The sequence below is a fragment of the Enterobacter sp. Tr-810 genome (genome assembly GCF_011752765.1).
Classification (GTDB): Bacteria; Pseudomonadota; Gammaproteobacteria; order Enterobacterales; family Enterobacteriaceae; genus Enterobacter; species Enterobacter soli.
The window spans coordinates 60094-83583 of sequence record NZ_VWWW01000006.1 but is presented as its reverse complement, the minus strand read 5'-3'; the positions used below and the strand labels follow the sequence as shown (position 1 = coordinate 83583).

Genomic DNA, 23490 nt, shown 5'->3' with positions numbered 1-23490 from the left:
CGGGGGAGCACATGGCTGATTTAGACGACATCAAAGACGGCAAGGATTTTGGCATCGGCACACCGCAGCAGAACGTGCCATTCACCCTGAAGGGTTGCGGCTCGCTGGACTGGGGAATGCAGTCGAGGCTGGCGCGGATCTTTAACCCGAAAAGCAATCGCACGGTGATGCTGGCCTTTGACCACGGCTATTTCCAGGGGCCGACCACCGGCCTTGAGCGTATCGATCTCTCTATTGCGCCGTTGTTTGGTGAAACCGATGTGCTGATGTGTACGCGGGGTATTCTGCGCAGTCAGGTGCCTGCCGCCACTAACAAGCCGGTGGTGCTGCGGGCGTCTGGCGGTAACTCGATTCTGGGTGAGCTGTCCAACGAGTGTGTGGCGGTGGCGATGGAAGACGCCCTGCGCCTGAACGTCTGCGCGGTGGCGGCGCAGGTCTACATCGGCAGTGAGTTTGAGCATCAGTCGATCAACAACATCATCAAGCTGGTGGATGCCGGAGCGCGTTACGGCGTGCCGACGCTGGCGGTGACGGGAGTCGGCAAAGAGATGGCGCGTGACGCGCGGTATTTCTCGCTTGCCAGCCGTATCGCCGCCGAAATGGGGGCGCAGTTCGTCAAAACCTATTACGTGGATGAAGGCTTTGAAAAAGTGACCGCCAGTTGCCCGGTGCCGATCGTCATCGCGGGGGGCAAAAAACTGCCGGAGCACGAGGCGCTGGAAATGTGCTGGCGGGCAATTGACCAGGGCGCATCAGGCGTGGACATGGGGCGCAACATCTTCCAGTCCAGCGCGCCGCTGGCCATGCTGAAAGCGGTGAAGAAAGTGGTACATGAGAACATGAACGCGCGGGAAGCGTTCCAGTTCTGGCAGGAAGAAAAACAGGGAGAAGCAAAATGAACGTGACGTTAGTGGAGATCAACATCAAGCCTGAACGGGTGGACGAATTTCTGGAGGTCTTTCGTGCCAACCACGAAGGGGCGATTCAGGAGCCGGGGAACCTGCGTTTTGATGTATTGCAGGACCCACGCGTGAAAACCCGGTTCTTTATCTACGAGGCCTATAAGGACGAAGAAGCGGTGCTGGCCCATAAGAAAACGCCGCACTACCTGGCGTGCGTGGATAAGCTCGAGGCACTGATGTCAGAGCCGCGCAAGAAACGCAGTTTTGTCGGGTTATTACCGGCGTAGACATGAGCGCGTATCTTCCCCCTCCGTCAGGAGGGGGAAGGGTTATTACGCTTCTTCCACACTGACCCGCATCGCGGCCAGCGCTTTACGCGCCGCTTTCAGCACCAGCTCACACTGTTCGATGGTGAGCGTCAGCGGTGGTTCAACACGGATGGTTTTTGAGTTGTTGAGCGTACCGGCCACCAGTACCCGCTGGCGGAACATCTCGCTTGCGAAGCTGTAGCCGATTTCGTTATCGACAAACTCAATGGCCATCAGCATCCCTTTGCCGCGTGCTTCCTGCACCAGGTCAGGATATTCACGCCCCAATTGACGGAAGCCATCCAGCAGCATGTCGCCTTTCTGCTCGGCCTGCGCAGGCAGGTTTTGCTCCAGCAGCACGTTGATGGTGGCCAGTGCCGCCGCACAGGAGAGCGGGTTACCGCCGAAGGTAGTGGTGTGCAGGAACGGGTTGTCAAACAACACCGAGAACACCTCTTCGGTCGCGACCGTCGCACCAATCGGCATCACACCGCCGCCGAGCGCTTTCGCCAGGCACAGGATATCTGGCTGCACGTTTTCGTGCTCGCAGGCAAACATCTTGCCGGTGCGTCCCATGCCGGTCTGCACTTCGTCAAGGATAAGCAGCGCGCCAAACTCATCGCACAGCTGACGCACGGCAGGCAGATAGCCTGGCGGTGGCAGGATCACGCCACCTTCGCCCTGAATCGGCTCCAGGATCACCGCCGCCACATCGTCGCCGGTTTTACGGCACTCGCTCAGCATAGTGCGCATAGCGCTAATATCGCCAAATGGCACATGGCGGAAGCCAGGCAGCAGCGGCATAAACGGCTTGCGGAAGGTGGATTTCGCGGTCGCAGACAGTGAGCCTAACGACTTACCGTGGAACGCGCCACTGGTGGCTATAAAGGTGAATTTCCCGCGCGGCGACTGGTACGCTTTGGCGAGTTTCAGCGCCGCTTCGACCGATTCCGTGCCGCTGTTACTAAAGAAGCTGTATTTCAGTTTGCCCGGCGTTAACGCCGCCAGCGTTTTCGCCAGCATGGCGCGAAGCGGGTCGAGCAGTTCCTGGCTATGAAGAGGTTGTTTCGCGAGTTGATTCTGTACGGCGGAAACCACAACTGGATTACGGTGCCCCACGTTGAAAATGCCAAAACCACCCAGGCAATCTATAAATTCCTGTCCCTGGGTGTCGACAAGCGTGTTCAGACTTCCCGCTTGCCGCTCTACGGCTCCGTAATCCCCGCCGGCGGTAACAGATTTGCGATACTCCAAAAACCCAGGATTGACATGCTCTTTAAAGTAATCGATGACCTCTCGGTTAAGTTGTTTCATCTCCTCATGATCAAGCGTTCGCTTCTCAATGAGATTCAGTGCGTGCGCGGTACAGGCAAGAGCCGAGGCGCTGGAAGGTAACCTGTTCAAAATGTGCTCCCGGGGATCGCGTATCACATGATACTGGTTTAAGTATTGCAGGGATTACGCCACTTCAGCTGACTTAACGAAAATCGGGATAAACGCCAGGTTAAATTTATGTTGCTCAGTATTTAATCATGCCGAAATAAGCGGGACGGGATTAAGCGACAGAGAAAGAGGTGATGTTTTAGCGGCCGGTTTCGTCAATTGCACCTGCGTGGTGCAGGGCGTGCTTCTTTAGTGGGCATTAACAGGTCATGCTTTGTGAGTAATTTCTCAACGAAAGTATTTTAAATCAATTAATTAGAAAAACATACAGAAAGTGCGGTTTAACCGGAATTTGCGATCCCAGTCAAATTTAACAACTAAAGATAAACTGTTTACCGCCGAAAAAAGATTAAGCCACAAAATTAACATTCAAATAACCTGCAAGGGATGCTCATAATGTCCTCTCCATCCTATGTCACCCAGAACGAATATCCTCTGGACGATGACACCACCTTAATGTCGACCACCGACCTGCACAGCTACATGACCCACACCAACGACACCTTTGTGCAGGTGAGTGGGTATACACTCAATGAACTGCTGGGACAGCCGCATAATCTGGTGCGCCACCCGGACATGCCCAAAGCGGCCTTTGCCGATATGTGGTACACGCTACAAAAGGGTGAACCGTGGAGCGGCATTGTCAAAAACCGCCGTAAAAATGGCGACTACTATTGGGTGCGCGCAAACGCGGTGCCGATGGTGCGTCACGGCCAGGTCACGGGGTATATGTCGATTCGTACCAAAGCGACGGCTGAAGAGATTGCCACCGTGGAGCCTTTATATCAGGCGCTGAATGACGGGCGCTGCAACAAACGGATCCACAAAGGGCTGGTGGTACGCAAAAGCTGGCTCGGCAAACTGCCGGCAATGCCGCTGCGCTGGCGGGTACGCAGCGTGATGGCTGTGCTGTTTGCGGTGATGGCGGCAACGCTTTGGGCAACGTCCGCAGGCTGGGCTTCGTTTGTGGCGGCGGCTGTTGTCATGTTGCTGGGAACCCTGCTGTTTGAGCAGCAAATTGTCCGCCCGGTGGAAAATGTGGCGCGCCAGGCGCTGAAGGTCGCCACCGGCGATCGCAACACCGTGCAGCACCTCAACCGCAGCGACGAGCTGGGGCTGACTTTACGAGCTGTCGGGCAACTGGGGCTGATGTGCCGCTGGCTGATTAATGACGTTTCAAGTCAGGTGGTCAGCGTGCGCGATGGCAGCGACAGGCTGGCGCAGGGCAATGAGGATCTCAACGACCGCACGCGTCAGACCGTTACGAACGTACAGCAGACCGTGGCGACAATGAACCAGATGGCGGCCTCGGTACAAAGCAACTCTGAAACGGCCGCCGAAGTAGATAAGCTTTCTATGGCCGCCAGCAGCGCGGCAACCGAAGGCGGAAATGCGATGCAGACCGTGGTGAAAACCATGGACGATATTGCCGACAGCACTCAGCGGATTGGCTCGATTACCTCGCTTATCAACGACATTGCATTCCAGACGAATATTCTGGCGCTGAACGCGGCGGTAGAGGCGGCAAGAGCGGGTGAGCAGGGTAAAGGCTTTGCGGTAGTGGCAGGCGAGGTTCGCCACCTGGCCAGCCGCAGCGCCAATGCGGCCAACGATATCCGTAAGCTTATTGATGCCAGCGCCAGTAAAGTGCAGTCGGGCTCCGACCAGGTTCACGCCGCAGGCCGCACGATGGACGACATCGTAGAGCAGGTGAAAAACGTGACCCAGCTTATCGCGCAGATTAGCCACTCGACTTCTGAGCAGGCAACCGGGTTATCGGAGCTGACCCGCGCAGTCGCCGAGTTGGACAGCATCACCCAGAAAAATGCCGACCTGGTAGAAGAGAGCGCGCAGATCTCCGCCATGGTTAAACACCGTGCCGGGCGTCTGGAAGACGCGGTGACAGTGCTGCATTGAGTCAGTAAAGTTCCAGAAAGCCGTTTATTTCGTCCGGAATAAACGGCTTTATTATTTCCGCTATTTGTAATTACTATTACCATTTAATGTTAAATATATATTAAATAACTAAATAAATTACCTCAGCTATTTATTCCTGCCTAAGTCAGTTTTCCCCGATACTGTTTCAGAAATCGTCATTCCGTTGGTTGTATAACGATCAATGCGCCAATATTAATAGTTAGTGCCTATCCATTATGGTAGTTATTGAATAAAAAAACGATCAAAGTCATAAAGTTAGATGATGAGTTACCGATAACGGTGAACGACTGGGAAATAATCACATCGATGGAGTAAATATGTTCTTACATGACGTAAAGATCGGCACGAAATTATTTCTGGCGTTTGGATTCTTTATTGTACTGATGGTGGTCAGTGCAACCTTGTCTCTGCTGAGTCTGAACCGGGCCAACAACGGGATGCAAACCATCATCACCAATGATTATCCGACCACGGTAAAAGCAAACGAGTTAATCGATAACTTCCAGGAATTTATTAGCACTCAGCAGCTCATGTTGCTGGATGAGCAGGGCAAGTACACCGCACAGTCCCAGCAGCATCTGAAAGAGATCAGCGAACATATCACCGTTATCCTGGGTGACCTGAATAACGAACTGCACGATCGAAAATCTCAGCAGGTTCTGGCTGATATTCGCGGGGTGCGCCAGCAGTATCTCGACTCCCGCTACCGCATTTTGCAGGCCGTACAGAACAACGATCGCGCAGGGGCGATTCAGGAGATGATGACCAACACGCTCAACCTGCAAAAGGCCTACAAGGATAAAGTGAAGGAGCTTATCAGCGTTCAGAACGGTCAGATGCAAAGCGCTGGCGCGCAGGTGGATGGTGATTTCAAAAACAACCGCCTGTGGTTGATTGTTATCACGCTGTTTAGCGTGGGCGCTGGCAGCCTGATTGGCTGGTACATTGTGCGTTCGATTACCCGCCCACTGGGTACCGCAGTGGCCTTTGCCGAAGCGATTGCACAAGGTGACCTGACACGCAATATCACCTCCCACGGTAAGGATGAAACCGGCCATCTGCTCAATGCGTTGATGGAGATGAAAACCCGCTTGCTGGAGATTGTGCAGCAGGTGCAGACCGGCTCAGAAAACATTTCCAGCGCCGCCGCGCAGATTGTCGCCGGTAACCAGGATTTAGCTGCGCGCACGGAAGAGCAGGCCAGCTCTGTTGAACAGACTGCGGCATCGATGGAACAAATCACGGCAACGGTAAAAAACACCGCATCACATACCGGGGAAGCGACCAACCTCTCTGCCGATGCGGCCACGGTGGTAAAAAACAACGGCGAGATGATGAAGCAGGTGACCAGCAAAATGCGCCTGATTAACGAAACATCAAACCGGATGTCCGACATCATCGACCTGATCGACGCCATTGCCTTCCAGACCAATATTCTGGCACTGAATGCGGCAGTGGAAGCGGCGCGTGCGGGTGAACACGGTCGTGGCTTTGCTGTGGTGGCAGGTGAAGTGCGCCAGCTGGCACAGAAGAGTGCGTCTTCTGCCAGTGAGATCCGCCAGCTGATTGAAAGCTCAACCAGCCAGACTCAGGACGGGATGAACCTGGTCGAGAAAGCCAGTGGGCTTATCAACGGCATGGTCGGCAACGTGGAAGAGATGGATGTCATCCTGCGGGAGATCCGTCAGGCCAGCCATGAGCAGACTGAAGGTATCTCGCAGATTAACAGTGCGATTGGCCTGATCGACGCCACCACTCAGCAGAACTCGGCGCTGGTGGAGGAGTCTGTTGCGGCGGCTGCATCGCTTAACGAGCAAGCGACGCAGCTGAAAGAGCTGGTAAAAGTCTTCCGCGTGAACGAGTACGCACCGGCTTAATCCAGCTGGGAGATCTCCAGCGCCGCGCGGTCGATAACGCCGATGATCTGCTTAAGCTGCGCATCGCTGAGCTCTCCCTGATTGACCCTGAGGTCGAGCACGGCCTTGAAGTTATCCAGAGCCCGCTTCATCTGCGGGTTTTTTCGCAACTGGAAGCCCACGCAGCGGGCTTTGATCCGCAGCTGAATGTTCTCCAGATGTTCCAGATTTTCATCCAGCCAATGTTGCCCGGCCAGGGTAATGGCAATTTTTTTGCGCCCGGTTTCTTCTTCTGTGATGGTGATAAAGGTCTGATCCTGCAAGAAATCGAGGGTCGGGTAGATGACACCTGGACTCGGGGTGTAGTTTCCCTGAGTCATGTTCTCAATCTCTTTGATCAGTTCGTAACCGTGGCTCGCATTGCGGGTCAGAATATCCAGAATTACCAGCCGGAGCTCGCCGTGGCCGAAAAATCGCTGGCGGCGTCCACCGCCTTCGTGTGCGTGTCGCATCGTATCTCCTAAAAATGATATATCTAATTTATATCTAAATATGTCTTAATAGCAATATAGTCGTCGCGTAATTAGTTAATTACATGATTATGTTGTTATTTTTATTGTGCGGTTTGTCTGGTGTTAACTATATCAAAAAATATCTTGCAATCCTGATTGTTAGCAATCATTATCATTTGCAGTTTAATTTAGATATATCGTATTCACATCAGGAAGGCATAAAAATGACATCGACCCGCTACCCACAACGCGTCCGTAACGACCTGCGCTTTCGCGAGCTGACTGTGCTCCGCGTTGAGCGAGTCGCGGCTGGCTTCCAGCGCATCGTCTTAGGCGGAGATGCCCTGGAGGGCTTTAGCTCCAGAGGCTTCGACGACCACAGCAAAGTCTTTTTCCCGGAGCCAGGGGCGACGTTTGTCCCGCCAGTGGTTACCGATGAAGGGATCAACTGGGGCGAAGGCGTGCGCCCACAGGCGCGTGACTACACACCGCTGTACGATGAAGCGCGTCATGAACTGGTCTTCGATTTCTTTGTCCATGATGGCGGCGTTGCCAGCAACTGGGCGCTACAGGCGAAAGTGGGTGACACACTCACCATCGGCGGCCCGCGCGGTTCACTGGTGGTCGCGGAGGATTACGCCTGGCAGTTGTACGTGTGCGATGAGTCCGGGATGCCTGCGCTGCGTCGTCGTTTAGAAGCGATAGCAAAACTGCCAGTACGCCCTGAAATTCATGCTGTTGTGACCATTGGCGATGCATCTTACAAGGATTATCTGGCGCATCTGAGTGAGTTCAACATCACCTGGGTGGTCGGGCATAGCGAGCAGGCGGTGGCTGACCAACTGGCGGCGTTTAACGTACCCGCCGAGGATTACTTTATCTGGTTAACCGGGGAAGGGAAGGTGGTGAAAAGCCTGAGCCGTCAGTTTGAAAATGACGAGATTGATCAGCAATTAGTGCGTGCCAGCGCGTACTGGCACGCCAAATAATTACGCTGCGGTATCCAGCTGCGCTTCGCTCACCTGATGTTCGAGCGAGGCGCGGACGTCATGCAGGGCTTTCTCCTGCTGGACAAAGTAAGCTTCCATATTGCTAAGAGACGAGACCAGCAGCCAGGACTCTTCTTTTTCCAGCTCGGCCAGCTCGTTCACTAAGGTGTCGATTTGCTCGCGTACCTGCGCCATTTTTTTGCGGATACGCTCCAGATCGTTCAGCCGGTCGCTTGCCATCAGTGGCTCAAAGCCCTGTTGCAGACGAGCAACCAGAGAGCGAATGGCTTTCACGTCTCCACGTTGTTTGGCCTGATTCAGCTGCACCATCATGGTGTTGGCTTCTTCTTTCAGATCGTCTGCCACCAGATCCGGGTGGCACAGCTTGCTCGCCTGACGCCAGAGCCGTTTTAGCTCGTTCTGATCCTCTTCGGAGAGGTTTTTCCCTTTTCGCAGACGAACCTCGGCATCGTGGTGCTGCTCACGGTATTTTTCATACTCGTCATTGGCATCATCCCGCGCCTGACGTGCGGGCTCTTCTTCACGCGTTAACCCGCTTTCCAGCTCCAGTGCTTCGGCCAGCAAATTAGCAATCAGGTTGCTTTGCTGCTGAAGCTGCTTGCGTGCTTCCGCAGCCTGCACTGAATCCGCTGGCAGCTCACGCCAGCGCTGGGTCAGTGTTGCTAACACCTCTACCGCCTGCGCCATATACTGCTGGCAGCGGCGATAGTCCTCTTCGCGACGACGCGCTTCTGCCTGCTGACGACGAAGATTCAGCTCGGCAAGTGTTTTGCGCAGGGCGAGGATCTGCTGCATCAGCGGCCCCAGGCGGGAGAAATAGAGATCGTTGAACTCATCAAGCTGCTGTACGCGAGCATTGCGACGATCGATAAGATCCCGCAGGCGTTCTTCCAGCGCTTTCAGCTCCAGCTTGCTGGCCGCCACCTGCGGATCGCGCCACTGGGTAATTGCCCGCTGGCTTTGTAACCAGGCGGTAATAGCTGCGATGGCGGCGGTGTAATTCTTCTGCTCAAGCGCCACGACGATTGCCTGTAGCTCATCGCCAAACGCTTCATTTTTCAGGCGTGCCAGCTGGCTAATGATGATGTCGTCATCTTCCAGTTCAATGGCATTTTTAATGATTTCTAGCCGTTTGATCGGTGTGCTCATGATGCCTTTCGCTTTGGGGCTTAAGTATTTGAGTTAAGGTTAGTTGTTGTAAACGCTACAGGAAATAATACACACGGATGATGATCGGCGCGATGGGGGATTTCTTTAGTTTTTCGGGTTTTTGACGATGAGTGAGAGGTTTGTTGTGTTCCTGGCGCAGGGAGCGCTGCGTATAGGATCAGCAATAGAGGTGTTCAGCTGTTTGATAACGAAAACTAACCGCAGACAATCGCTTTACCCGAAAGTCACGCAACTGGAGCCCTGGAAAGCACTGTAGCTGCCAGTGGTCTCAAGAAAAACAAAAGGGCCGGAGATTTCTCTCCAGCCCTTGCTGTATTTGGTGGCCCCTGCTGGACTTGAACCAGCGACCAAGCGATTATGAGTCGCCTGCTCTAACCACTGAGCTAAGGGGCCGTGGCGGTGAATTATAAAGTAACTCCCCGCAGCGATCCAGCCATTCACACCTGCCTGCTGTTTTTATAAACAATGCATAATCAATCCTTTATACTTCCCGGATGATGTATCGATCGGAGTAAACATGATCAACGATATTCTTGCCCCGGGCCTGCGGGTGGTGTTCTGCGGTATCAACCCCGGTAAGTCCTCTGCGCACACCGGTTTTCACTTTGCTCATCCGGGAAATCGCTTCTGGAAGGTTATCCATCAGGCAGGGTTTACCGACAGGTTACTGAAGCCCGAAGAGGAACAGCATCTGCTGGATACACGCTGCGGGATCACTATGCTGGTCGAGCGGCCAACGGTACAGGCAACCGAAGTCAATCTGCACGAACTGCGCAGTGGCGGGCGTGAGCTGATTAAAAAGATGGAAGACTACCAGCCAGCGGCGCTGGCGATCCTCGGGAAGCAGGCCTACGAGCAGGCGTTTAGTCAGCGCGGAACGCAGTGGGGTAAACAACGAATCACTATCGGCGTCACGCAGGTGTGGGTACTGCCAAACCCGAGCGGGCTGAACAGGGCGACGCTGGATAAGCTGGTTGAGGCGTATCGCGAACTCGACGAAGCTTTAGTCGTTCGCGGGCTGTAACCGCCGGAGCCTGAGGCTCCGGCAGTACTATCAGAACTCGAATCGAGCGCCCATGTTGTAGCGGCGTCCTTCCAGGATGGAAGACTGGTTATAGGACGTTTTGTAAATCGGGTTCACGTCGAACAGGTTATAAACTCCCGCCATCAGCGTGATGTTCTTATTGAGATGGTAGCGGGCGCCTAAATCGACCAGTGCATAGGCCTCGGTTGAGGTCGATTTGCCGGTGTTTGGCGTATTACTGCGCCAGCTGCTTGTAGTCCACAGCTCCAGGTCATTGAGCGCATTCCACGTCAGTGACAGGTTGGCCATACTGCTCGGGAATTCGTTCAGCGCCTCTCCCTTATACTGACCGCTTTTTTGCTCGCTGTGAGTGTAGGTATAGTTTGCGTTAGCCTTCAGAGCTGGAGTGACCTGCCAGTCGGCATTCAGCTCCAGACCATAGATTTCCGCATCGCTGACGTTGAAATACTGGGACACTTCTTCAGCTTCATAACCGTTGTAAATACACTTCTGCGTGGCAGTTGCGGTGCAGATGGTGTAGTCGCTGATCTTGTCTTTAAATTTGGTGAAGAACGCGGTGGCATCCAGCGCCAGTGTATCCTGTTGCCAGTAGACGCCCAGCTCGGTGTTGACGCTCTGCTCTGGCTTCAGGTCATCGTTACCGATCCCGATATATGAATAAGGATAGGAGCCGTAGACGCTGGTAAAACCTTCATTGTTCTCACGCAGGTCTGGCTTTTTATAGCCCGCCGATACGCCACCTTTCAGCGCCCAGCTTTCATCAATCGTCCAGTTCCCGTAGAGTTTCGGCGTCACGTGGTAGCCAAAGTAGCTGTCATGGTCGAGACGTGCCGACGTGGTCAGCGTGAAGTCCGGTACCATCATCCATGCGTCTTCGGCAAACACGGCCCAGCCGTTACGGCTGATCTCGCTGACCGGCGTGATCCCCGGAACCTCTTTGTCGGCAATACCGAACGTATCATCCAGCTCATTGCGGGTGAAGTTGATCCCGAGGGTCAGCTTATGATCGCCAAGATTAAAGGTGTTTGCGCTGTTGGCTTCATAGTTTTTCTGCTTGATAAACTGCGAGCTCATGCCCGGTATGCGGTATTCGGTTTTGGCGTTCTCGTAACTGATGAAGTTCTTCACTTCCACCAGGTCGTCGCCGTACCACGCGTGCTGGGATAATGATGCAGCGTCTCTGTCGAAGTCCCATTGCCAGGCTTTATCGTTGTGTGATTTTACCTGATGTCCTTTGACGACGTTCAAATCCCACAGTTGGGTGTCGGTTGGCGACATGTTGATGGTGGCATCCAGGTTGCCAGCCTGGTGCTTAACAAAACGCTCATCGTTCTGGCTGTCGTCGTCACGGCGATCAAGGTAATCCGCCGCCACGCTCACGCCGAGTTTGCCTGGAATGACCGGCCCCATCAAAAAGGCATTGGTCTGGTTGGTGTTGCCGTACTCGCTTTTTTCCTGAAGGAAGTAGTTATCCTCCAGCACCCCGGTCCATTTATCCAGGTTGTAGCCTTTTTTGGTGATGACGTTCACCACGCCGCCAATGGAGTCTGAACCATACAGGGAGGACATTGGCCCACGGATCACCTCGATACGTTCGATAGCCGCAAGCGGTGGCAGGAATGCCGCTTCGGTGCCGATATGGTGGCCGTAAGGGCGGGACTCGCGGGTTCCTTGTTTGATGCCGTTGACCATGTAGGAGGTATACGTGGAGTCCATGCCGCGCATCTGCACATCGCCGGTGGCAAGGCTCCCGTTGCCGTTCCCCACTAATACACCGGGCATTTCACGCAACGCTTCGGTCACGTTCTGGTTCGAACGGGTGTTCAGCTCTTTCTCGCCGACCACGGAGATGGTTGCCGGTGCTTCGCGGCGCTCCTGGGCGAAACCGGTGGCGGTGACCACCATCTGATCTTCATTAGCGGGTGTTGTCTCCTCGGCAAAAACGGCCGCAGGAAGGCTGGCGAGGGCGAGCGAAATCGCCAGCGCCGTACGTGTCTGGTTAATCACAAAGCAATCCTCAGAATTGGGTTAAATCGAGTTTGAGCACATAGTCAGCCTGGGTGGCTTTTTCATCCTGCTTCACGCTGACAAAGAGCGTTTTGCTGTCCGGAGAAAGCACCATGCTGTTGGGCATGGCGGCCGTTTTAATGGTGTGTTTCAGGCTGTAGGTGTTGGCATCGATAACGCTTATCTGACGGGCATTGCGATGGGTAACGTACACTTCGTTGCGCGCCGGGTTGTAGACGGCGGCAATGGAGTTCGGCGTGGGAACGCGGTGAACTAACTTACCGGAATCGAGCTGTACAACCAGCACATCGGCGGTGTTGGTATCGGCGATAAACCCGACGCCTTTGGCGGTGTTCAGGGCGATATTCAGGAAGTAATGTTTTGGCTCGGATGGGTCAACCTTCACGCGAGAAGTCACCTGGGACGTTTTGCCATCCAGCGTTACCAGTTCGCCTTTGCCGGTGACGGCATACACTTTGTCCCCGGATTCGTTGACGGCAAAACCGACCGGATCCATTCCTTTCAGGGTATGCGCAAGCGTCTGGTTTTTAGTGTCGACAACCCACAGCACGCCTTTGCCTTCACTGCCAATCCCGGAGACGTAGAGTCGCTGGTGTTTCTTATCGAGTACCACTTCGCGGACGTGCGCTTTGTTTTCATCATCCGCGAGCTGGAGCGTCTTCACTTCTTTGTTGGTGCGGGTATCCAGCAGGGTTAATGAGCCATCCAGCGCATTGCCTAACCAGAGAATGTGGTTGGCTTCATCCAGTGAAACGGCGAAGGGGCGGCGTTGGGTCGCGATTCGCTTATCAACCTTCAGCGAGTCAGCTGAAAGCAGGAACATTTCGCCGGCGGTTTTATCTTTATCGAAAGAGGGGGCGGACGCCGCATAGACCGCATTTTGTCCGGCATCATAAGCCAGTTCGTAAACGCCGTGACCTAGCGGTTGGGAAGAAAACTGATCCTCGGAGAAGTCCTTTGCACAGGCAGAACCCGCGTGAAGGGCCAGAGAAATCGCGAGCGCGCAGAGAGATTGATTTTTTAATATTTTGAAATTCATGTAATTTTTCTTTACAGTAGTTTACGAAAAGAAAAATGATAATGAAAGTAAATATCATTTACAATTGCATCTATTGCGGGGGGTACCTACTAATTTTTGTACTCTACGGAAAATCCCAAAAAAAAAAGCTCCCCGAAGGGAGCTTTTTCATCGCGGACGGATTAGTCGTCCAGGAAGCTACGCAGCACTTCAGAGCGGCTCGGGTGGCGCAATTTACGCAGCGCCTTCGCTTCGATCTGACGGATACGTTCGCGGGTAACGTCGAACTGTTTACCCACTTCTTCCAGCGTGTGGTCGGTATTCATGTCGATACCGAAACGCATACGCAGAACTTTTGCTTCACGGGCGGTCAGGCCAGCCAGAACGTCGTGCGTTGCGGCACGCAGGCTCTCGGTGGTGGCAGAGTCCAGCGGCAGCTCGAGGGTGGTATCCTCGATGAAATCACCCAGATGCGAATCTTCATCGTCGCCGATTGGCGTTTCCATGGAGATAGGCTCTTTGGCAATCTTCAGCACTTTACGGATCTTGTCTTCCGGCATCAGCATACGTTCAGCCAGCTCTTCTGGCGTTGGCTCGCGGCCCATCTCTTGCAGCATCTGGCGGGAGATACGGTTGAGTTTGTTAATCGTCTCAATCATATGCACCGGAATACGGATGGTGCGCGCCTGATCCGCGATAGAGCGGGTGATAGCCTGACGGATCCACCAGGTTGCGTAGGTGGAGAACTTGTAACCACGACGGTATTCAAATTTATCTACCGCTTTCATCAGACCGATGTTGCCTTCCTGAATAAGATCCAGGAATTGCAGACCACGGTTGGTGTATTTCTTGGCGATAGAGATAACCAGACGTAAGTTCGCTTCAACCATCTCTTTTTTCGCACGGCGGGCTTTCGCTTCACCGATAGACATACGACGGTTGATATCCTTCACTTGCTCGATGGTCAGGCCGGTTTCTTCTTCAATCTGCTGGAGTTTCTGCAGCCCGCGATGCACGTCTTCTTTCACGTCATGCAGTTTTTCAGACCACGGCTTGTTCATCGCGATAGCGGCGTTGAACCAGGTTTCGCTGGTTTCGTTGCCAGTGAAGAGCGTGATGAAGTTCTTCTTCGGCATCTTGCACTGTTCAACACACAGTTTCATGATGATACGTTCCTGGGTACGCACGCGGTCCATCATGACGCGCATACTGTTTACCAGGTAGTCGAACTGTTTTGGCACCAGGCGGAACTGTTTGAAGACTTCAGACAGTTTCAGAATCTCTTCCTGAGCAGCGGCGTGGCTACGGCCTTTTGCTTTGATGGTGTCACGGGTCAGTTCGTACTGCGTACGCAGTTCGCCGAACTTCTCGCGGGCCAGCTCAGGGTCGATGCTGTTGTCGTCGTCGCTGTCGTCGTCGCTGTCTTCTTCATCTTCGTCTTCGTCGTCATCCATCTCTTCCTGGGACAACTCAGAACCGACGTGAGTAGCAGTCGGCGCCAAATCTTCTTCAGCGTTCGGATCAACAAAACCGGTGATCAGGTCAGACAGACGCGCTTCTTCAGCTTCAACGCGGTCGTACTGTTCCAGCAGATAAGTGATTGCTTCCGGGTATTCGGCAACGGAACACTGAACCTGGTTGATCCCGTCTTCGATGCGCTTAGCGATGTCGATTTCGCCTTCGCGGGTCAACAGTTCAACGGTGCCCATTTCGCGCATGTACATGCGGACCGGGTCGGTGGTGCGCCCGATTTCAGATTCCACGCTGGACAGTACCTGTGCAGCAGCTTCTTCCGCATCTTCGTCAGTGTTGTTGGAGGTTTCAGCCAGCAACAGATCATCGGCATCCGGTGCTTCTTCCATCACCTGAATACCCATGTCATTGATCATTTGGATGATGTCTTCGATCTGATCTGAATCGACGATATCTTCCGGCAGATGGTCATTGACCTCGGCATAGGTCAGATAGCCTTGCTCCTTACCACGTTGGACAAGAAGTTTCAGCTGTGACTGCGGGTTTTGCTCCATAAGACGGTATCCACACTTAATTCGTTTGATTGGTGTTGGCGATAGGGCTGCCAACCTTTAAAGCGAGGGCGTACTTATATTTTTGCCGCTGCCTCTCAGTGCGGCTGCCGGGGGCTCCCCGATCGATATTCGGCACTTAAGCCGTTAAATACTTTTGTCTTTAACTTATTTTTTCGCCAGTTCCTGGTTCAACATCCAGAGTTCCCGGCGTTCTTCGCTGCTTAAACCGTGTGTGCGCTCGCGAGCAATCAACTCTTCCTGGCGCAGCTCAAGCATCGAATCAAACATATGGTTGAGTGAGTCGGTGAACGTTTTTTCTGCAATATCCTTATCTGCTATATCGTCCCACATCGACAGTTTTTCAAGGGTTGCGGACTCTTTTGTGCCGCGATAATGCTCTAAAAGTTGTCCGGTGGTCAGACCTGGCTGCGACAAACAAGTGTTGACCAATTCTGAAAATAAGCCAAGTCCGGGCAATTTTTCGTGGTTCAAACCCGCCAGCGACGGCACTTGCGGAGCAAGTTCGGGGTTTTGCACCAGTAACCCTATCAGTATACGCATGGTTGTGCGTTTTAGCTGTGGCGCAGGGCGAACCGCCCCGGTTTCAGCCAGTTTTGGCATTAAACGTTCAAGCTGGCTGTCATCCAGAATGCCGAGCTTATTGCCTAACTCCTGACGCAAATAAATACGCAGCGTTTCGCCAGGCACCTGGCTGATTAACGGCAGTGCCAGCGTGCTCAACTGAGCGCGGCCATCGGGCGTACTCAAATCGACCTGCGGCATCAGGCTGTTAAACAAAAACGTGGAGAGCGGCTGTGCCTGCTCCATCCGCGCTTCAAACGCCGCTTTACCCTCTTTACGCACCAGCGTATCCGGGTCTTCGCCGTCAGGCAGAAACATAAAGCGCAACTGGCGACCGTCGGTCATGTACGGCAGCGCCGTTTCCAGTGCTCGCCAGGCGGCATCGCGTCCGGCACGGTCACCGTCGTAACAGCAGATGACGTTGTTGGTCACCCTGAACAGCAGCTGGATATGGTCGGCAGTTGTCGATGTCCCCAGCGAAGCAACGGCATAGTTGATGTCATACTGTGCCAGTGCGACAACATCCATATACCCTTCGACGACGAGAAGACGCTGAGGTTCCGCGTTATCCTGTTGCGCTTCATAAAGACCGTAAAGCTGGCGGCCCTTATGGAAAATATCGGTTTCCGGGGAGTTGAGGTATTTCGGCAGGGCATCGCCCAGCACACGACCACCAAAACCAATCACCCGGCCACGCTTATCGCGAATCGGGAACATCACCCGTTCACGGAAGCGATCGTAGCTTCGTCCCTGGTCGTTGGTGACCAGCATTCCTGCATCAATCAGTGACTTACGATCTTCGCTATTGCCGCCAAAACGCTTTAACACGTTGTCCCAACCGGGCGGGGCGTAACCAATAGCGAAACGCGCAATGACATCGTCGCTCAGTCCGCGCTGAGTCAGATACTGACGCGCAGGCTCAGCAGCAGTGTGCTTAAGTGACTGTTGGTAAAACGAGTTCAGGCCGTCCATCAGTTGATACAGCGTCTGGCGTTGATGGCGCTCTATCTGAGTGGGCCCGCTGCCTGCTTCATACGGCACTTCAAGGTTGTGCATCGCCGCCAGTTCTTCGACGGTTTCAACGAACTCGAGCTTGTCGTAATTCATTAAAAAATCGACGGCATTACCGTGAGCGCCACAGCCGAAGCAGTGGTAAAACTGTTTTTCACCGTTTACGGTGAAAGAGGGGGTTTTTTCGTTATGGAACGGACAGCACGCATGGTAGTTCTTGCCCTGCTTTTTGAGCTTTACCCGCGCGTCGATGAGATCGACGATGTCGGTTCTGGCAAGCAGGTCATTGATGAAAACGCGTGGGATTCTTCCGGCCATATGCCCCAAAAAATTAAGCGACTTATAAACGAAAACAAGCCGCGCATTCCTTACGGAAGCACGGCCTTACGACTACTACTCTGTCTGTCAATTGAGGGCTGTTACCCTCAACAGATTAGTACAGACGAGTACGGCGTGCGTTTTCGCGAGCCAGTTTCTTCGCGTGACGTTTCACAGCAGAAGCTTTAGCGCGTTTACGTTCGGTCGTTGGTTTTTCATAGAACTCACGACGACGAACTTCCGCCAGAACACCTGCTTTTTCGCATGAACGTTTGAAGCGACGCAGTGCTACGTCGAACGGCTCGTTTTCACGTACTTTAATTACCGGCATGTAACTCTCACCTTTAATAAATTCGGTTTGCCGCTGGCATCAACGCCAGCTTATTTCAAAATGGTGCGGAATTTTACTGCAAATGCTGCTGCTTTGTAAAGCACCGATGCGATTTTGAAAGGGACTTTAATAAGGGTGAGGAGTATACACGAGCCTTCTTCCTGGGGCGAACAAAGTTTTACATCAACCCGCCCAGGCTCTACACTGCGCGGTATTGAAATGAGGTAAAACAAGCCATGCGTGTACTGGGTATAGAAACATCCTGCGATGAAACCGGCATCGCGATTTACGACGACGAAAAAGGGCTGCTCGCCAACCAACTGTATAGTCAGGTGAAACTCCATGCTGATTACGGCGGCGTTGTCCCTGAACTGGCCTCTCGTGACCACGTACGTAAAACGGTTCCTTTGATTCAGGCGGCGTTGAAAGAAGCCGGATTGAGCGCAAAAGATATCGATGCAGTTGCTTATACCGCAGGCCCAGGTCTGGTCGGCGCGCTGCTGGTTGGGGCAACGGTCGGGCGTTCGCTGGCGTTCGCGTGGGATGTTCCGGCGATACCGGTGCACCATATGGAAGGGCATCTGCTGGCGCCAATGCTGGAAGATAACCCACCAGAATTCCCGTTTGTGGCACTGCTGGTTTCTGGCGGCCATACCCAGCTGATTAGCGTGACGGGCATTGGCAAGTACGAACTGCTGGGCGAGTCTATTGACGATGCGGCTGGTGAAGCCTTCGACAAAACCGCCAAACTGCTGGGGCTGGATTATCCGGGCGGCCCGATGCTGTCGAAAATGGCATCTCAGGGTACGGAAGGGCGTTTTGTCTTCCCGCGTCCGATGACCGATCGCCCGGGGCTGGACTTCAGCTTCTCTGGCCTGAAAACTTTCGCGGCCAATACCATTCGCAATAACGAAAACGACGATCAGACTCGTGCGGACATCGCCCGCGCATTTGAAGATGCGGTGGTGGATACGCTGATGATCAAGTGTAAGCGTGCGCTGGATCAGACCGGCTTTAAGCGTCTGGTGATGGCGGGGGGCGTGAGCGCTAACCGTACCCTGCGCGCGAAGCTCGCAGAGATGATGCAAAAACGTCGAGGCGAAGTGTTCTACGCGCGCCCGGAGTTTTGTACCGACAACGGCGCGATGATTGCTTACGCGGGGATGGTGCGTCTGAACGCCGGGGCAACCTCTGACCTGAGCGTGTCCGTGCGTCCGCGCTGGCCGCTGGCAGAATTGCCAGAAGCGTAATGGTTTTGCCCGGTGGCGCTGCGCTTACCGGGCCTACAAAACCGTAGGCCGGGTCAGGCGAAGTCGCCACCCGGCAATAAACCGCACTACACCCGCAGCATCCCTTTCTCTTCTAAAAATCCAATGATCGTTGCCAGACCATCACCCGCTTTCAGGTTGGTAAAGGTCCACGGACGTTCGCCGCGCATCCGGTTGGTGTCACGCTCCATGACCTCCAGCGAGGCACCAACGTACGGCGCGAGATCGGTTTTATTGATCACCAGAAAATCGGATTTCGTGATCCCTGGCCCGCCTTTGCGCGGGATCTTCTCGCCTTCGGCAACGTCGATCACATAGATGGTCAGATCCGCCAGCTCCGGGCTAAAGGTGGCACTCAGGTTGTCACCGCCGCTTTCGACAAAGATCAAATCCAGGTTGCCGAATTTCTCGCTTAATGCCTCTACGGCCGCAAGGTTCATCGACGCATCTTCACGAATGGCAGTATGCGGACACCCGCCGGTTTCCACACCCACGATGCGCTCTGGCTCCAGCGCGCCCGCTTCGGTCAGGATACGCTGATCCTCTTTGGTGTAGATATCGTTGGTCACTACCGCCAAATGATACGTGTCGCGCATTGCCTTGCAGAGCGCTTCCAGCAGTGCAGTTTTGCCCGACCCCACCGGGCCGCCCACGCCAACGCGCAGGGGATGTTTGTAATCAGTCATGTTGCATCCTCAGGAACGGAATAACCGTGAATATTGTGTTTCGTGTCGTGCAGAGGCGATGGCGGAAAGTGGCGTAGCCGCCCCCAGCGCCTCATCACCCCGTAAAAATGCTGCATCCAGCCCATTCGCAAAATGATCGCTCAGCTCGATAATCAGCTGTTGTGCGGCCTGTTGCCCGAACGGGACGAGCTTAACGCCCGCCATCACGGCGCTCTCAATCCAGCTATAGCCCAGGCTCAGGGCCAGCTCGCGTGCGCCGATTCCCCAGCGCACGCCCAGCCATGCCATACCGCAGAGCTGGCTTTGTGCAAGTAATGCCAGCCAGTCTGCCAGGCAGTCTGGCTCCCAGCTTTTAATCAACCGCGTAAAGGCAGCGCCGCGATTGCGCTCTTCTTCGCGCAGCTCTCGCGTTTCCCGGCAGGCGAGCAGGTACGCCGTCCAGCGTTTGACGGCGGCCAGTTCCTGTTGCTCGCAGGCCCGATACAGGCGGATAAACAGCGGCAGGTCGACGCAGAAAAAACTCTGCTCCATCTGCTGAATTTGCCAGCGCTTAAATGCATCGGCACTGGTTATCCATCCGGCCTCAACGGCCCATTCCAGCCCCTGCGACCAGGTAAATGACCCGACCGGCAGGCTGCTACTGGAAAGCTGCATCAGGCGCAGCCACTGGCGGGAGTGCTCCATTAGCTCATCAGCGCCAGCAGGGCAGAGACAATCAGGCCGCCGCCGAAGATTTTACGCAGGCCGTCGTGGCGGCGCAGCAGTAATCCCGCCGCAAAACTGGCGCACAACACCGTGGCGCTGGCGAACATAAACCCGCTGGTGAAGAGCCAGAAGTTATGGCCAGCCATTTCCACGCCGTGCGCCCAGCCGTGGAACATCGCCAGCGCAGGTACTGCCAGCAACAGGCGATTTTCCGTTTTAAACATCATTACGCCGCATACCGCCAGCGAGGCAATAATCAGCATCTCCATCCCGCTAAAGCCGCCGAGCAGGCTGCCCGCAATTGCGCCGGTCAGCATCATCCCGAGGGTGGCAAAAGGCAGCAGCAGCTTGCGGCCGCTCAGTGCCGACAGCACACCTGCGCCTGCCAGCATCAGCAGATGATCAAGCCCGGTCAGCGGATGGATAAACCCCGCCTGAAAGCTGTCAGCGCCGTGGCCTGGATGAGCCAGCGCCGGAAGGGAAAACGCCAGCAGTAACAGAGGTAAATACTTACGCATGATTAATCCTTAATGTGAGTGAGCGTGCGAGTGGCTATGGCTGTGGGCATCGCTGGTGTAAGCGCCTGCTTCCGGTTCAAAGGGGAGGCTGGCATAGGCCACTTCCAGCCCGAACTGACGCAACATATCGTCGAGGACGTGATCGTGGTGATAGCGCAATTCGCCAGGCATGATTTGCAGCGGAACATGGCGGTTACCCAGGTGATAACAGGCGCGGGCCAGCAGGAACGGATCGGCGCAGCGCACCACTGACACGGATTCTGGCGCTGCGATCACTTCAATCACTTCGCTGCCGTCTTCACTGGCCAGCAGGTCGCCGCCGCGCAGCAGTAAGCCACGGGGTAGCATCAGTCCGGCTTCGCGACCGTCGTTTAGCGCCACTCGGGCGCGGCTTTTCACCCGCACATCAATCGGCAGCGTGACGCTGGCGGTAACGCGGTGCGCGTGGTCGAGGCGTTGGGTTAAGTAGATCATTGTCGCTCCTCAAAACAGGAAATAGCGTTGTGCCATTGGCAAAACGTCAGCCGGTTCGCTGGTGATCAGTTCGCCGTCAACACGCACTTCATACGTCTGCGCATCAACGGTGATATTCGGTTGCAGGCCGTTGTGGATCATGTCGGCCTTTTTCACGCTACGGCAGCCTTTCACCACGGCGGTGGCGCTTTGCAGGTTGAGTTGCCCGGCAAGGTTGCCGGATGCGGCGGCCTGCGAGATGAACGTCAGCCGGGTTGCATGTCTTGCGGCACCCAGAGAGCCAAACATCGGGCGATAGTGCACAGGCTGTGGTGTGGGGATCGAGGCATTGATGTCGCCCATCGGTGCGCAGGCGATCATCCCGCCTTTGACGATGGTGGCCGGTTTTACGCCAAAGAAGGCCGGTGACCAGACCACCAGGTCAGCCAGTTTTCCCGCCTCAATTGAACCCACTTCATGCGCGATACCGTGAGTCAATGCCGGGTTAATGGTGTATTTGGCGATAAAGCGTTTAACGCGAAAGTTATCGTTATCGCCGCTTTCTTCCGGCAGGGCACCGCGTTGCACCTTCATGCGGTGAGCCACCTGCCAGGTACGGACAATCACTTCACCCACGCGGCCCATGGCCTGAGAATCGGACGAGGTCAGCGAGAAGGCACCTATATCGTGCAGTACATCTTCGGCGGCAATGGTTTCCCGGCGAATGCGGGATTCGGCAAACGCCACGTCCTCGGCGATATCCGGGTCGAGATGGTGGCAGACCATCAGCATGTCGAGATGCTCATCGATGGTGTTGACCGTGTAGGGCAGCGTCGGGTTGGTGGAAGAGGGCAAAATATTCGGGTGTGCGCAGGCGGTAATGATATCCGGCGCGTGTCCACCGCCCGCGCCCTCAGTATGGAAGGTGTGGATGGTGCGTCCGCCAATTGCCGCCAGCGTGTCTTCAACAAACCCTGATTCGTTCAGCGTATCGCTGTGCAACGCCACCTGAATATCCATCTCGTCGGCCACCGTCAGCGAGCAGTTAATAGCAGCAGGCGTTGCGCCCCAGTCTTCATGAATTTTCAGGCCGATGGCTCCGGCGGCGATTTGCTCGCGCAGGGCGTCAGGGTTCGAGCCATTTCCCTTACCCAGTAAACCGATATTGACGGGAAGTGTGTCTGCGGCCTGCAACATACGGGCGATATTCCACGGTCCTGGCGTACAGGTGGTGGCGTTGGTGCCTGCCGCTGGCCCAGTTCCGCCGCCGATCATGGTGGTCACACCGGAGACCAACGCCTCTTCTGCCTGCTGCGGGCAGATCCAGTGAATATGGGTGTCGATCCCACCGGCGGTGACGATCTTCCCTTCGGCGGCGATCACTTCCGTTGCGGCGCCAATCGGGATCGTCACGTCGGGCTGGATATCCGGATTTCCGGCTTTCCCGACGGCAAAGATCCTACCATTTTTGACGCCGATATCAGCTTTCACGATCCCCCAGTGATCGACAATCAACGCGTTGGTGAGCACCAGATCCACGCATTCCTGAGAGGTCATCTGCCCCTGACCCATGCCGTCGCGGATCACCTTTCCGCCACCGAATTTAACCTCTTCACCGTAGATCGTGAAATCGTCTTCTACTTCGATCCACAGTTCGGTATCCGCCAGCCGCACCTTGTCCCCCGTGGTGGGGCCGAACATGTCGGCATAAGCCTGACGTGATATTTCAGCCATTTTTCACCTCTCCCATCACGTCGCCGCGAAAACCGAAAATGCGCTGTGCGCCCGCCCCCCGTACCAGCGTGACCTCGCGTTTCTGACCGGGTTCAAAGCGCACCGCAGTGCCTGCCGGGATATTGAGCCGATAGCCTTTCGCGGTTTCACGATCGAATTTCAGCGCCGGATTTACCTCATAAAAATGGTAATGCGATCCCACCTGGATCGGCCTGTCGCCATGGTTTTCAACGATCACACTCACTGTTTTACGCCCGACATTAAGGGCGATGCTGCCGGGTTTAACCTGATATTCGCCTGGGATCATCAGTAGCTCCTTACACGATCGGGTTATGAACGGTGACGAGCTTGGATCCGTCCGGGAAGGTGGCTTCCACCTGAATATCGGGGATCATCTCCGGTACACCTTCCATCACTTGTGCGCGCGTCAGGACATGGCGGCCTGCTTCCATCAGTGAGGCTACGGTTTCGCCATCGCGTGCGCCTTCCATAATAAAGGCGCTGATCAGCGCGACTGATTCTGGGTAATTGAGCTTCACCCCGCGCGCAAGGCGGCGTTCGGCGACCAGCGCGGCGGTGAACAACAACAGCTTGTCTTTCTCTCTGGGGGTCAGTTCCATAACGTTT

Annotated in this window: 21 protein-coding genes, 1 tRNA gene and 1 pseudogene; 7 read left to right on the top strand and 16 right to left on the bottom strand. The window is 54.8% G+C overall.

Translation table 11 applies throughout. The features are described from left to right. Positions 1–11 precede the first annotated feature (11 nt). Both lsrF and lsrG read left to right on the top strand, forming a co-directional pair. Entirely contained in the window at positions 12–899 is an 888-nt protein-coding gene (lsrF, locus tag F3J30_RS16955) for a 3-hydroxy-5-phosphonooxypentane-2,4-dione thiolase (protein ID WP_014071826.1), read from the top strand. Continuing rightward, the gene (lsrG, locus tag F3J30_RS16950; RefSeq protein WP_166717989.1) at positions 896–1189 is read left to right on the top strand and encodes a (4S)-4-hydroxy-5-phosphonooxypentane-2,3-dione isomerase; all 294 of its coding nucleotides are present in this window, start codon (positions 896–898) and stop codon (positions 1187–1189) included. The genes lsrF and lsrG overlap by 4 nt, the downstream gene beginning before the upstream one ends. A gap of 45 nt (positions 1190–1234) precedes the next feature. Here the strand turns inward: lsrG and ygjG are convergent, their stop codons facing one another. Continuing rightward, positions 1235–2614, bottom strand: a complete 1380-nt coding sequence (gene ygjG, locus F3J30_RS16945; RefSeq protein WP_168714506.1) for a putrescine aminotransferase — start codon at positions 2612–2614, stop codon at positions 1235–1237. Between the two features lie 435 nt (positions 2615–3049). On the opposite strand from ygjG, the gene F3J30_RS16940 reads away from it, so the two are divergent. Continuing rightward, positions 3050–4570, top strand: coding sequence for a PAS domain-containing methyl-accepting chemotaxis protein (locus tag F3J30_RS16940; RefSeq protein ID WP_166717988.1), 1521 nt, complete (start codon positions 3050–3052; stop codon positions 4568–4570). A 338-nt stretch (positions 4571–4908) separates the two neighbouring features. Next, entirely contained in the window at positions 4909–6468 is a 1560-nt protein-coding gene (locus F3J30_RS16935) for a methyl-accepting chemotaxis protein (protein WP_166717987.1), read from the top strand. Here the strand turns inward: F3J30_RS16935 and F3J30_RS16930 are convergent. After that, positions 6465–6944: pseudogene (locus F3J30_RS16930) on the bottom strand (PadR family transcriptional regulator); the annotation flags it as partial. The gene F3J30_RS16935 and the pseudogene F3J30_RS16930 overlap by 4 nt on opposite strands. Before the next feature lie 239 nt (positions 6945–7183). Here F3J30_RS16930 and F3J30_RS16925 point away from each other — a divergent pair. Beyond that, positions 7184–7948, top strand: coding sequence for a siderophore-interacting protein (locus F3J30_RS16925; RefSeq protein WP_014071820.1), 765 nt, complete (start codon positions 7184–7186; stop codon positions 7946–7948). Here F3J30_RS16925 and F3J30_RS16920 read toward each other — a convergent pair whose 3' ends face one another. Together F3J30_RS16920 and F3J30_RS16915 are read right to left on the bottom strand one after the other, a co-directional pair. Next, positions 7949–9118, bottom strand: coding sequence for a DNA repair protein (locus F3J30_RS16920; protein ID WP_166717985.1), 1170 nt, complete (start codon positions 9116–9118; stop codon positions 7949–7951). Positions 9119–9456: 338 nt separating this feature from the next. Continuing rightward, a tRNA-Ile gene (locus F3J30_RS16915) sits at positions 9457–9532 on the bottom strand. A 124-nt stretch (positions 9533–9656) separates the two neighbouring features. Between F3J30_RS16915 and mug the strand changes: the two genes are divergently transcribed. Beyond that, positions 9657–10163 carry a G/U mismatch-specific DNA glycosylase gene (gene mug / locus F3J30_RS16910; RefSeq protein ID WP_014071818.1) on the top strand — a complete coding sequence of 169 codons (507 nt, stop codon included), beginning with the start codon at positions 9657–9659 and terminating at the stop codon, positions 10161–10163. Between the two features lie 30 nt (positions 10164–10193). On the opposite strand, the gene F3J30_RS16905 is transcribed toward mug, so the two are convergent. The 5 genes from F3J30_RS16905 to rpsU form a co-directional block, all read right to left on the bottom strand. Beyond that, positions 10194–12191 (bottom strand): TonB-dependent receptor, encoded by a 1998-nt coding sequence (locus F3J30_RS16905; protein ID WP_166717984.1) that lies wholly within the window; start codon positions 12189–12191, stop codon positions 10194–10196. Between the two features lie 10 nt (positions 12192–12201). Beyond that, the gene (locus F3J30_RS16900; RefSeq protein ID WP_166717983.1) at positions 12202–13251 is read right to left on the bottom strand and encodes a YncE family protein; all 1050 of its coding nucleotides are present in this window, start codon (positions 13249–13251) and stop codon (positions 12202–12204) included. Between the two features lie 161 nt (positions 13252–13412). Then, positions 13413–15257, bottom strand: a complete 1845-nt coding sequence (rpoD, locus tag F3J30_RS16895) for an RNA polymerase sigma factor RpoD (RefSeq protein WP_166717982.1) — start codon at positions 15255–15257, stop codon at positions 13413–13415. A gap of 165 nt (positions 15258–15422) precedes the next feature. Beyond that, positions 15423–17168, bottom strand: coding sequence for a DNA primase (dnaG, locus tag F3J30_RS16890; protein WP_014071815.1), 1746 nt, complete (start codon positions 17166–17168; stop codon positions 15423–15425). 115 nt (positions 17169–17283) lie between these two features. Continuing rightward, on the bottom strand, positions 17284–17499 hold the full coding sequence (gene rpsU, locus F3J30_RS16885; RefSeq protein ID WP_001144069.1) for a 30S ribosomal protein S21: 216 nt from the start codon (positions 17497–17499) through the stop codon (positions 17284–17286). Between the two features lie 236 nt (positions 17500–17735). Between rpsU and tsaD the strand changes: the two genes are divergently transcribed. Further along, positions 17736–18749, top strand: coding sequence for a tRNA (adenosine(37)-N6)-threonylcarbamoyltransferase complex transferase subunit TsaD (tsaD, locus tag F3J30_RS16880; RefSeq protein ID WP_014071814.1), 1014 nt, complete (start codon positions 17736–17738; stop codon positions 18747–18749). Between the two features lie 86 nt (positions 18750–18835). On the opposite strand, the gene ureG is transcribed toward tsaD, so the two are convergent. Genes ureG through F3J30_RS16845 form a run of 7 tightly spaced genes read right to left on the bottom strand, consistent with a single transcriptional unit; the run spans position 18836 to position 23483 of the window. After that, positions 18836–19453, bottom strand: coding sequence for an urease accessory protein UreG (gene ureG, locus F3J30_RS16875; RefSeq protein ID WP_166717981.1), 618 nt, complete (start codon positions 19451–19453; stop codon positions 18836–18838). Between the two features lie 9 nt (positions 19454–19462). Continuing rightward, a complete protein-coding gene (locus F3J30_RS16870) occupies positions 19463–20137 on the bottom strand; it encodes an urease accessory protein UreF (protein WP_166717980.1) in 675 nt (224 codons plus the stop codon). Next, positions 20137–20676, bottom strand: coding sequence for a HupE/UreJ family protein (locus F3J30_RS16865; RefSeq protein ID WP_166717979.1), 540 nt, complete (start codon positions 20674–20676; stop codon positions 20137–20139). Before F3J30_RS16865 ends, F3J30_RS16870 begins: the two co-directional genes overlap by 1 nt. Positions 20677–20685: 9 nt before the next feature. Continuing rightward, on the bottom strand, positions 20686–21150 hold the full coding sequence (gene ureE / locus F3J30_RS16860; RefSeq protein WP_166717978.1) for an urease accessory protein UreE: 465 nt from the start codon (positions 21148–21150) through the stop codon (positions 20686–20688). Between the two features lie 9 nt (positions 21151–21159). Then, entirely contained in the window at positions 21160–22863 is a 1704-nt protein-coding gene (ureC, locus tag F3J30_RS16855; RefSeq protein ID WP_166717977.1) for an urease subunit alpha, read from the bottom strand. Continuing rightward, positions 22856–23170 (bottom strand): urease subunit beta, encoded by a 315-nt coding sequence (locus tag F3J30_RS16850; RefSeq protein WP_166717976.1) that lies wholly within the window; start codon positions 23168–23170, stop codon positions 22856–22858. The genes ureC and F3J30_RS16850 overlap by 8 nt, the downstream gene beginning before the upstream one ends. A gap of 10 nt (positions 23171–23180) precedes the next feature. After that, positions 23181–23483 carry an urease subunit gamma gene (locus F3J30_RS16845; RefSeq protein WP_014071807.1) on the bottom strand — a complete coding sequence of 101 codons (303 nt, stop codon included), beginning with the start codon at positions 23481–23483 and terminating at the stop codon, positions 23181–23183. Positions 23484–23490: the final 7 nt, after the last annotated feature.

Excerpts from the sequence above, each read along its gene's own strand:
- lsrF (WP_014071826.1), top strand. The coding sequence starts at position 12 with ATGGCTGATTTAGACGACATCAAAGACGGCAAGGATTTTGGCATCGGC.
- lsrG (WP_166717989.1), top strand. The coding sequence starts at position 896 with ATGAACGTGACGTTAGTGGAGATCAACATCAAGCCTGAACGGGTGGAC.
- F3J30_RS16940 (WP_166717988.1), top strand. The coding sequence starts at position 3,050 with ATGTCCTCTCCATCCTATGTCACCCAGAACGAATATCCTCTGGACGAT.
- F3J30_RS16935 (WP_166717987.1), top strand. The coding sequence starts at position 4,909 with ATGTTCTTACATGACGTAAAGATCGGCACGAAATTATTTCTGGCGTTT.
- F3J30_RS16925 (WP_014071820.1), top strand. The coding sequence starts at position 7,184 with ATGACATCGACCCGCTACCCACAACGCGTCCGTAACGACCTGCGCTTT.
- F3J30_RS16920 (WP_166717985.1), bottom strand. The coding sequence starts at position 9,118 with ATGAGCACACCGATCAAACGGCTAGAAATCATTAAAAATGCCATTGAA.
- mug (WP_014071818.1), top strand. The coding sequence starts at position 9,657 with ATGATCAACGATATTCTTGCCCCGGGCCTGCGGGTGGTGTTCTGCGGT.
- F3J30_RS16900 (WP_166717983.1), bottom strand. The coding sequence starts at position 13,251 with ATGAATTTCAAAATATTAAAAAATCAATCTCTCTGCGCGCTCGCGATT.
- rpoD (WP_166717982.1), bottom strand. The coding sequence starts at position 15,257 with ATGGAGCAAAACCCGCAGTCACAGCTGAAACTTCTTGTCCAACGTGGT.
- dnaG (WP_014071815.1), bottom strand. The coding sequence starts at position 17,168 with ATGGCCGGAAGAATCCCACGCGTTTTCATCAATGACCTGCTTGCCAGA.
- rpsU (WP_001144069.1), bottom strand. The coding sequence starts at position 17,499 with ATGCCGGTAATTAAAGTACGTGAAAACGAGCCGTTCGACGTAGCACTG.
- tsaD (WP_014071814.1), top strand. The coding sequence starts at position 17,736 with ATGCGTGTACTGGGTATAGAAACATCCTGCGATGAAACCGGCATCGCG.
- ureG (WP_166717981.1), bottom strand. The coding sequence starts at position 19,453 with ATGACTGATTACAAACATCCCCTGCGCGTTGGCGTGGGCGGCCCGGTG.
- F3J30_RS16870 (WP_166717980.1), bottom strand. The coding sequence starts at position 20,137 with ATGGAGCACTCCCGCCAGTGGCTGCGCCTGATGCAGCTTTCCAGTAGC.
- F3J30_RS16865 (WP_166717979.1), bottom strand. The coding sequence starts at position 20,676 with ATGCGTAAGTATTTACCTCTGTTACTGCTGGCGTTTTCCCTTCCGGCG.
- ureE (WP_166717978.1), bottom strand. The coding sequence starts at position 21,150 with ATGATCTACTTAACCCAACGCCTCGACCACGCGCACCGCGTTACCGCC.
- ureC (WP_166717977.1), bottom strand. The coding sequence starts at position 22,863 with ATGGCTGAAATATCACGTCAGGCTTATGCCGACATGTTCGGCCCCACC.
- F3J30_RS16850 (WP_166717976.1), bottom strand. The coding sequence starts at position 23,170 with ATGATCCCAGGCGAATATCAGGTTAAACCCGGCAGCATCGCCCTTAAT.
- F3J30_RS16845 (WP_014071807.1), bottom strand. The coding sequence starts at position 23,483 with ATGGAACTGACCCCCAGAGAGAAAGACAAGCTGTTGTTGTTCACCGCC.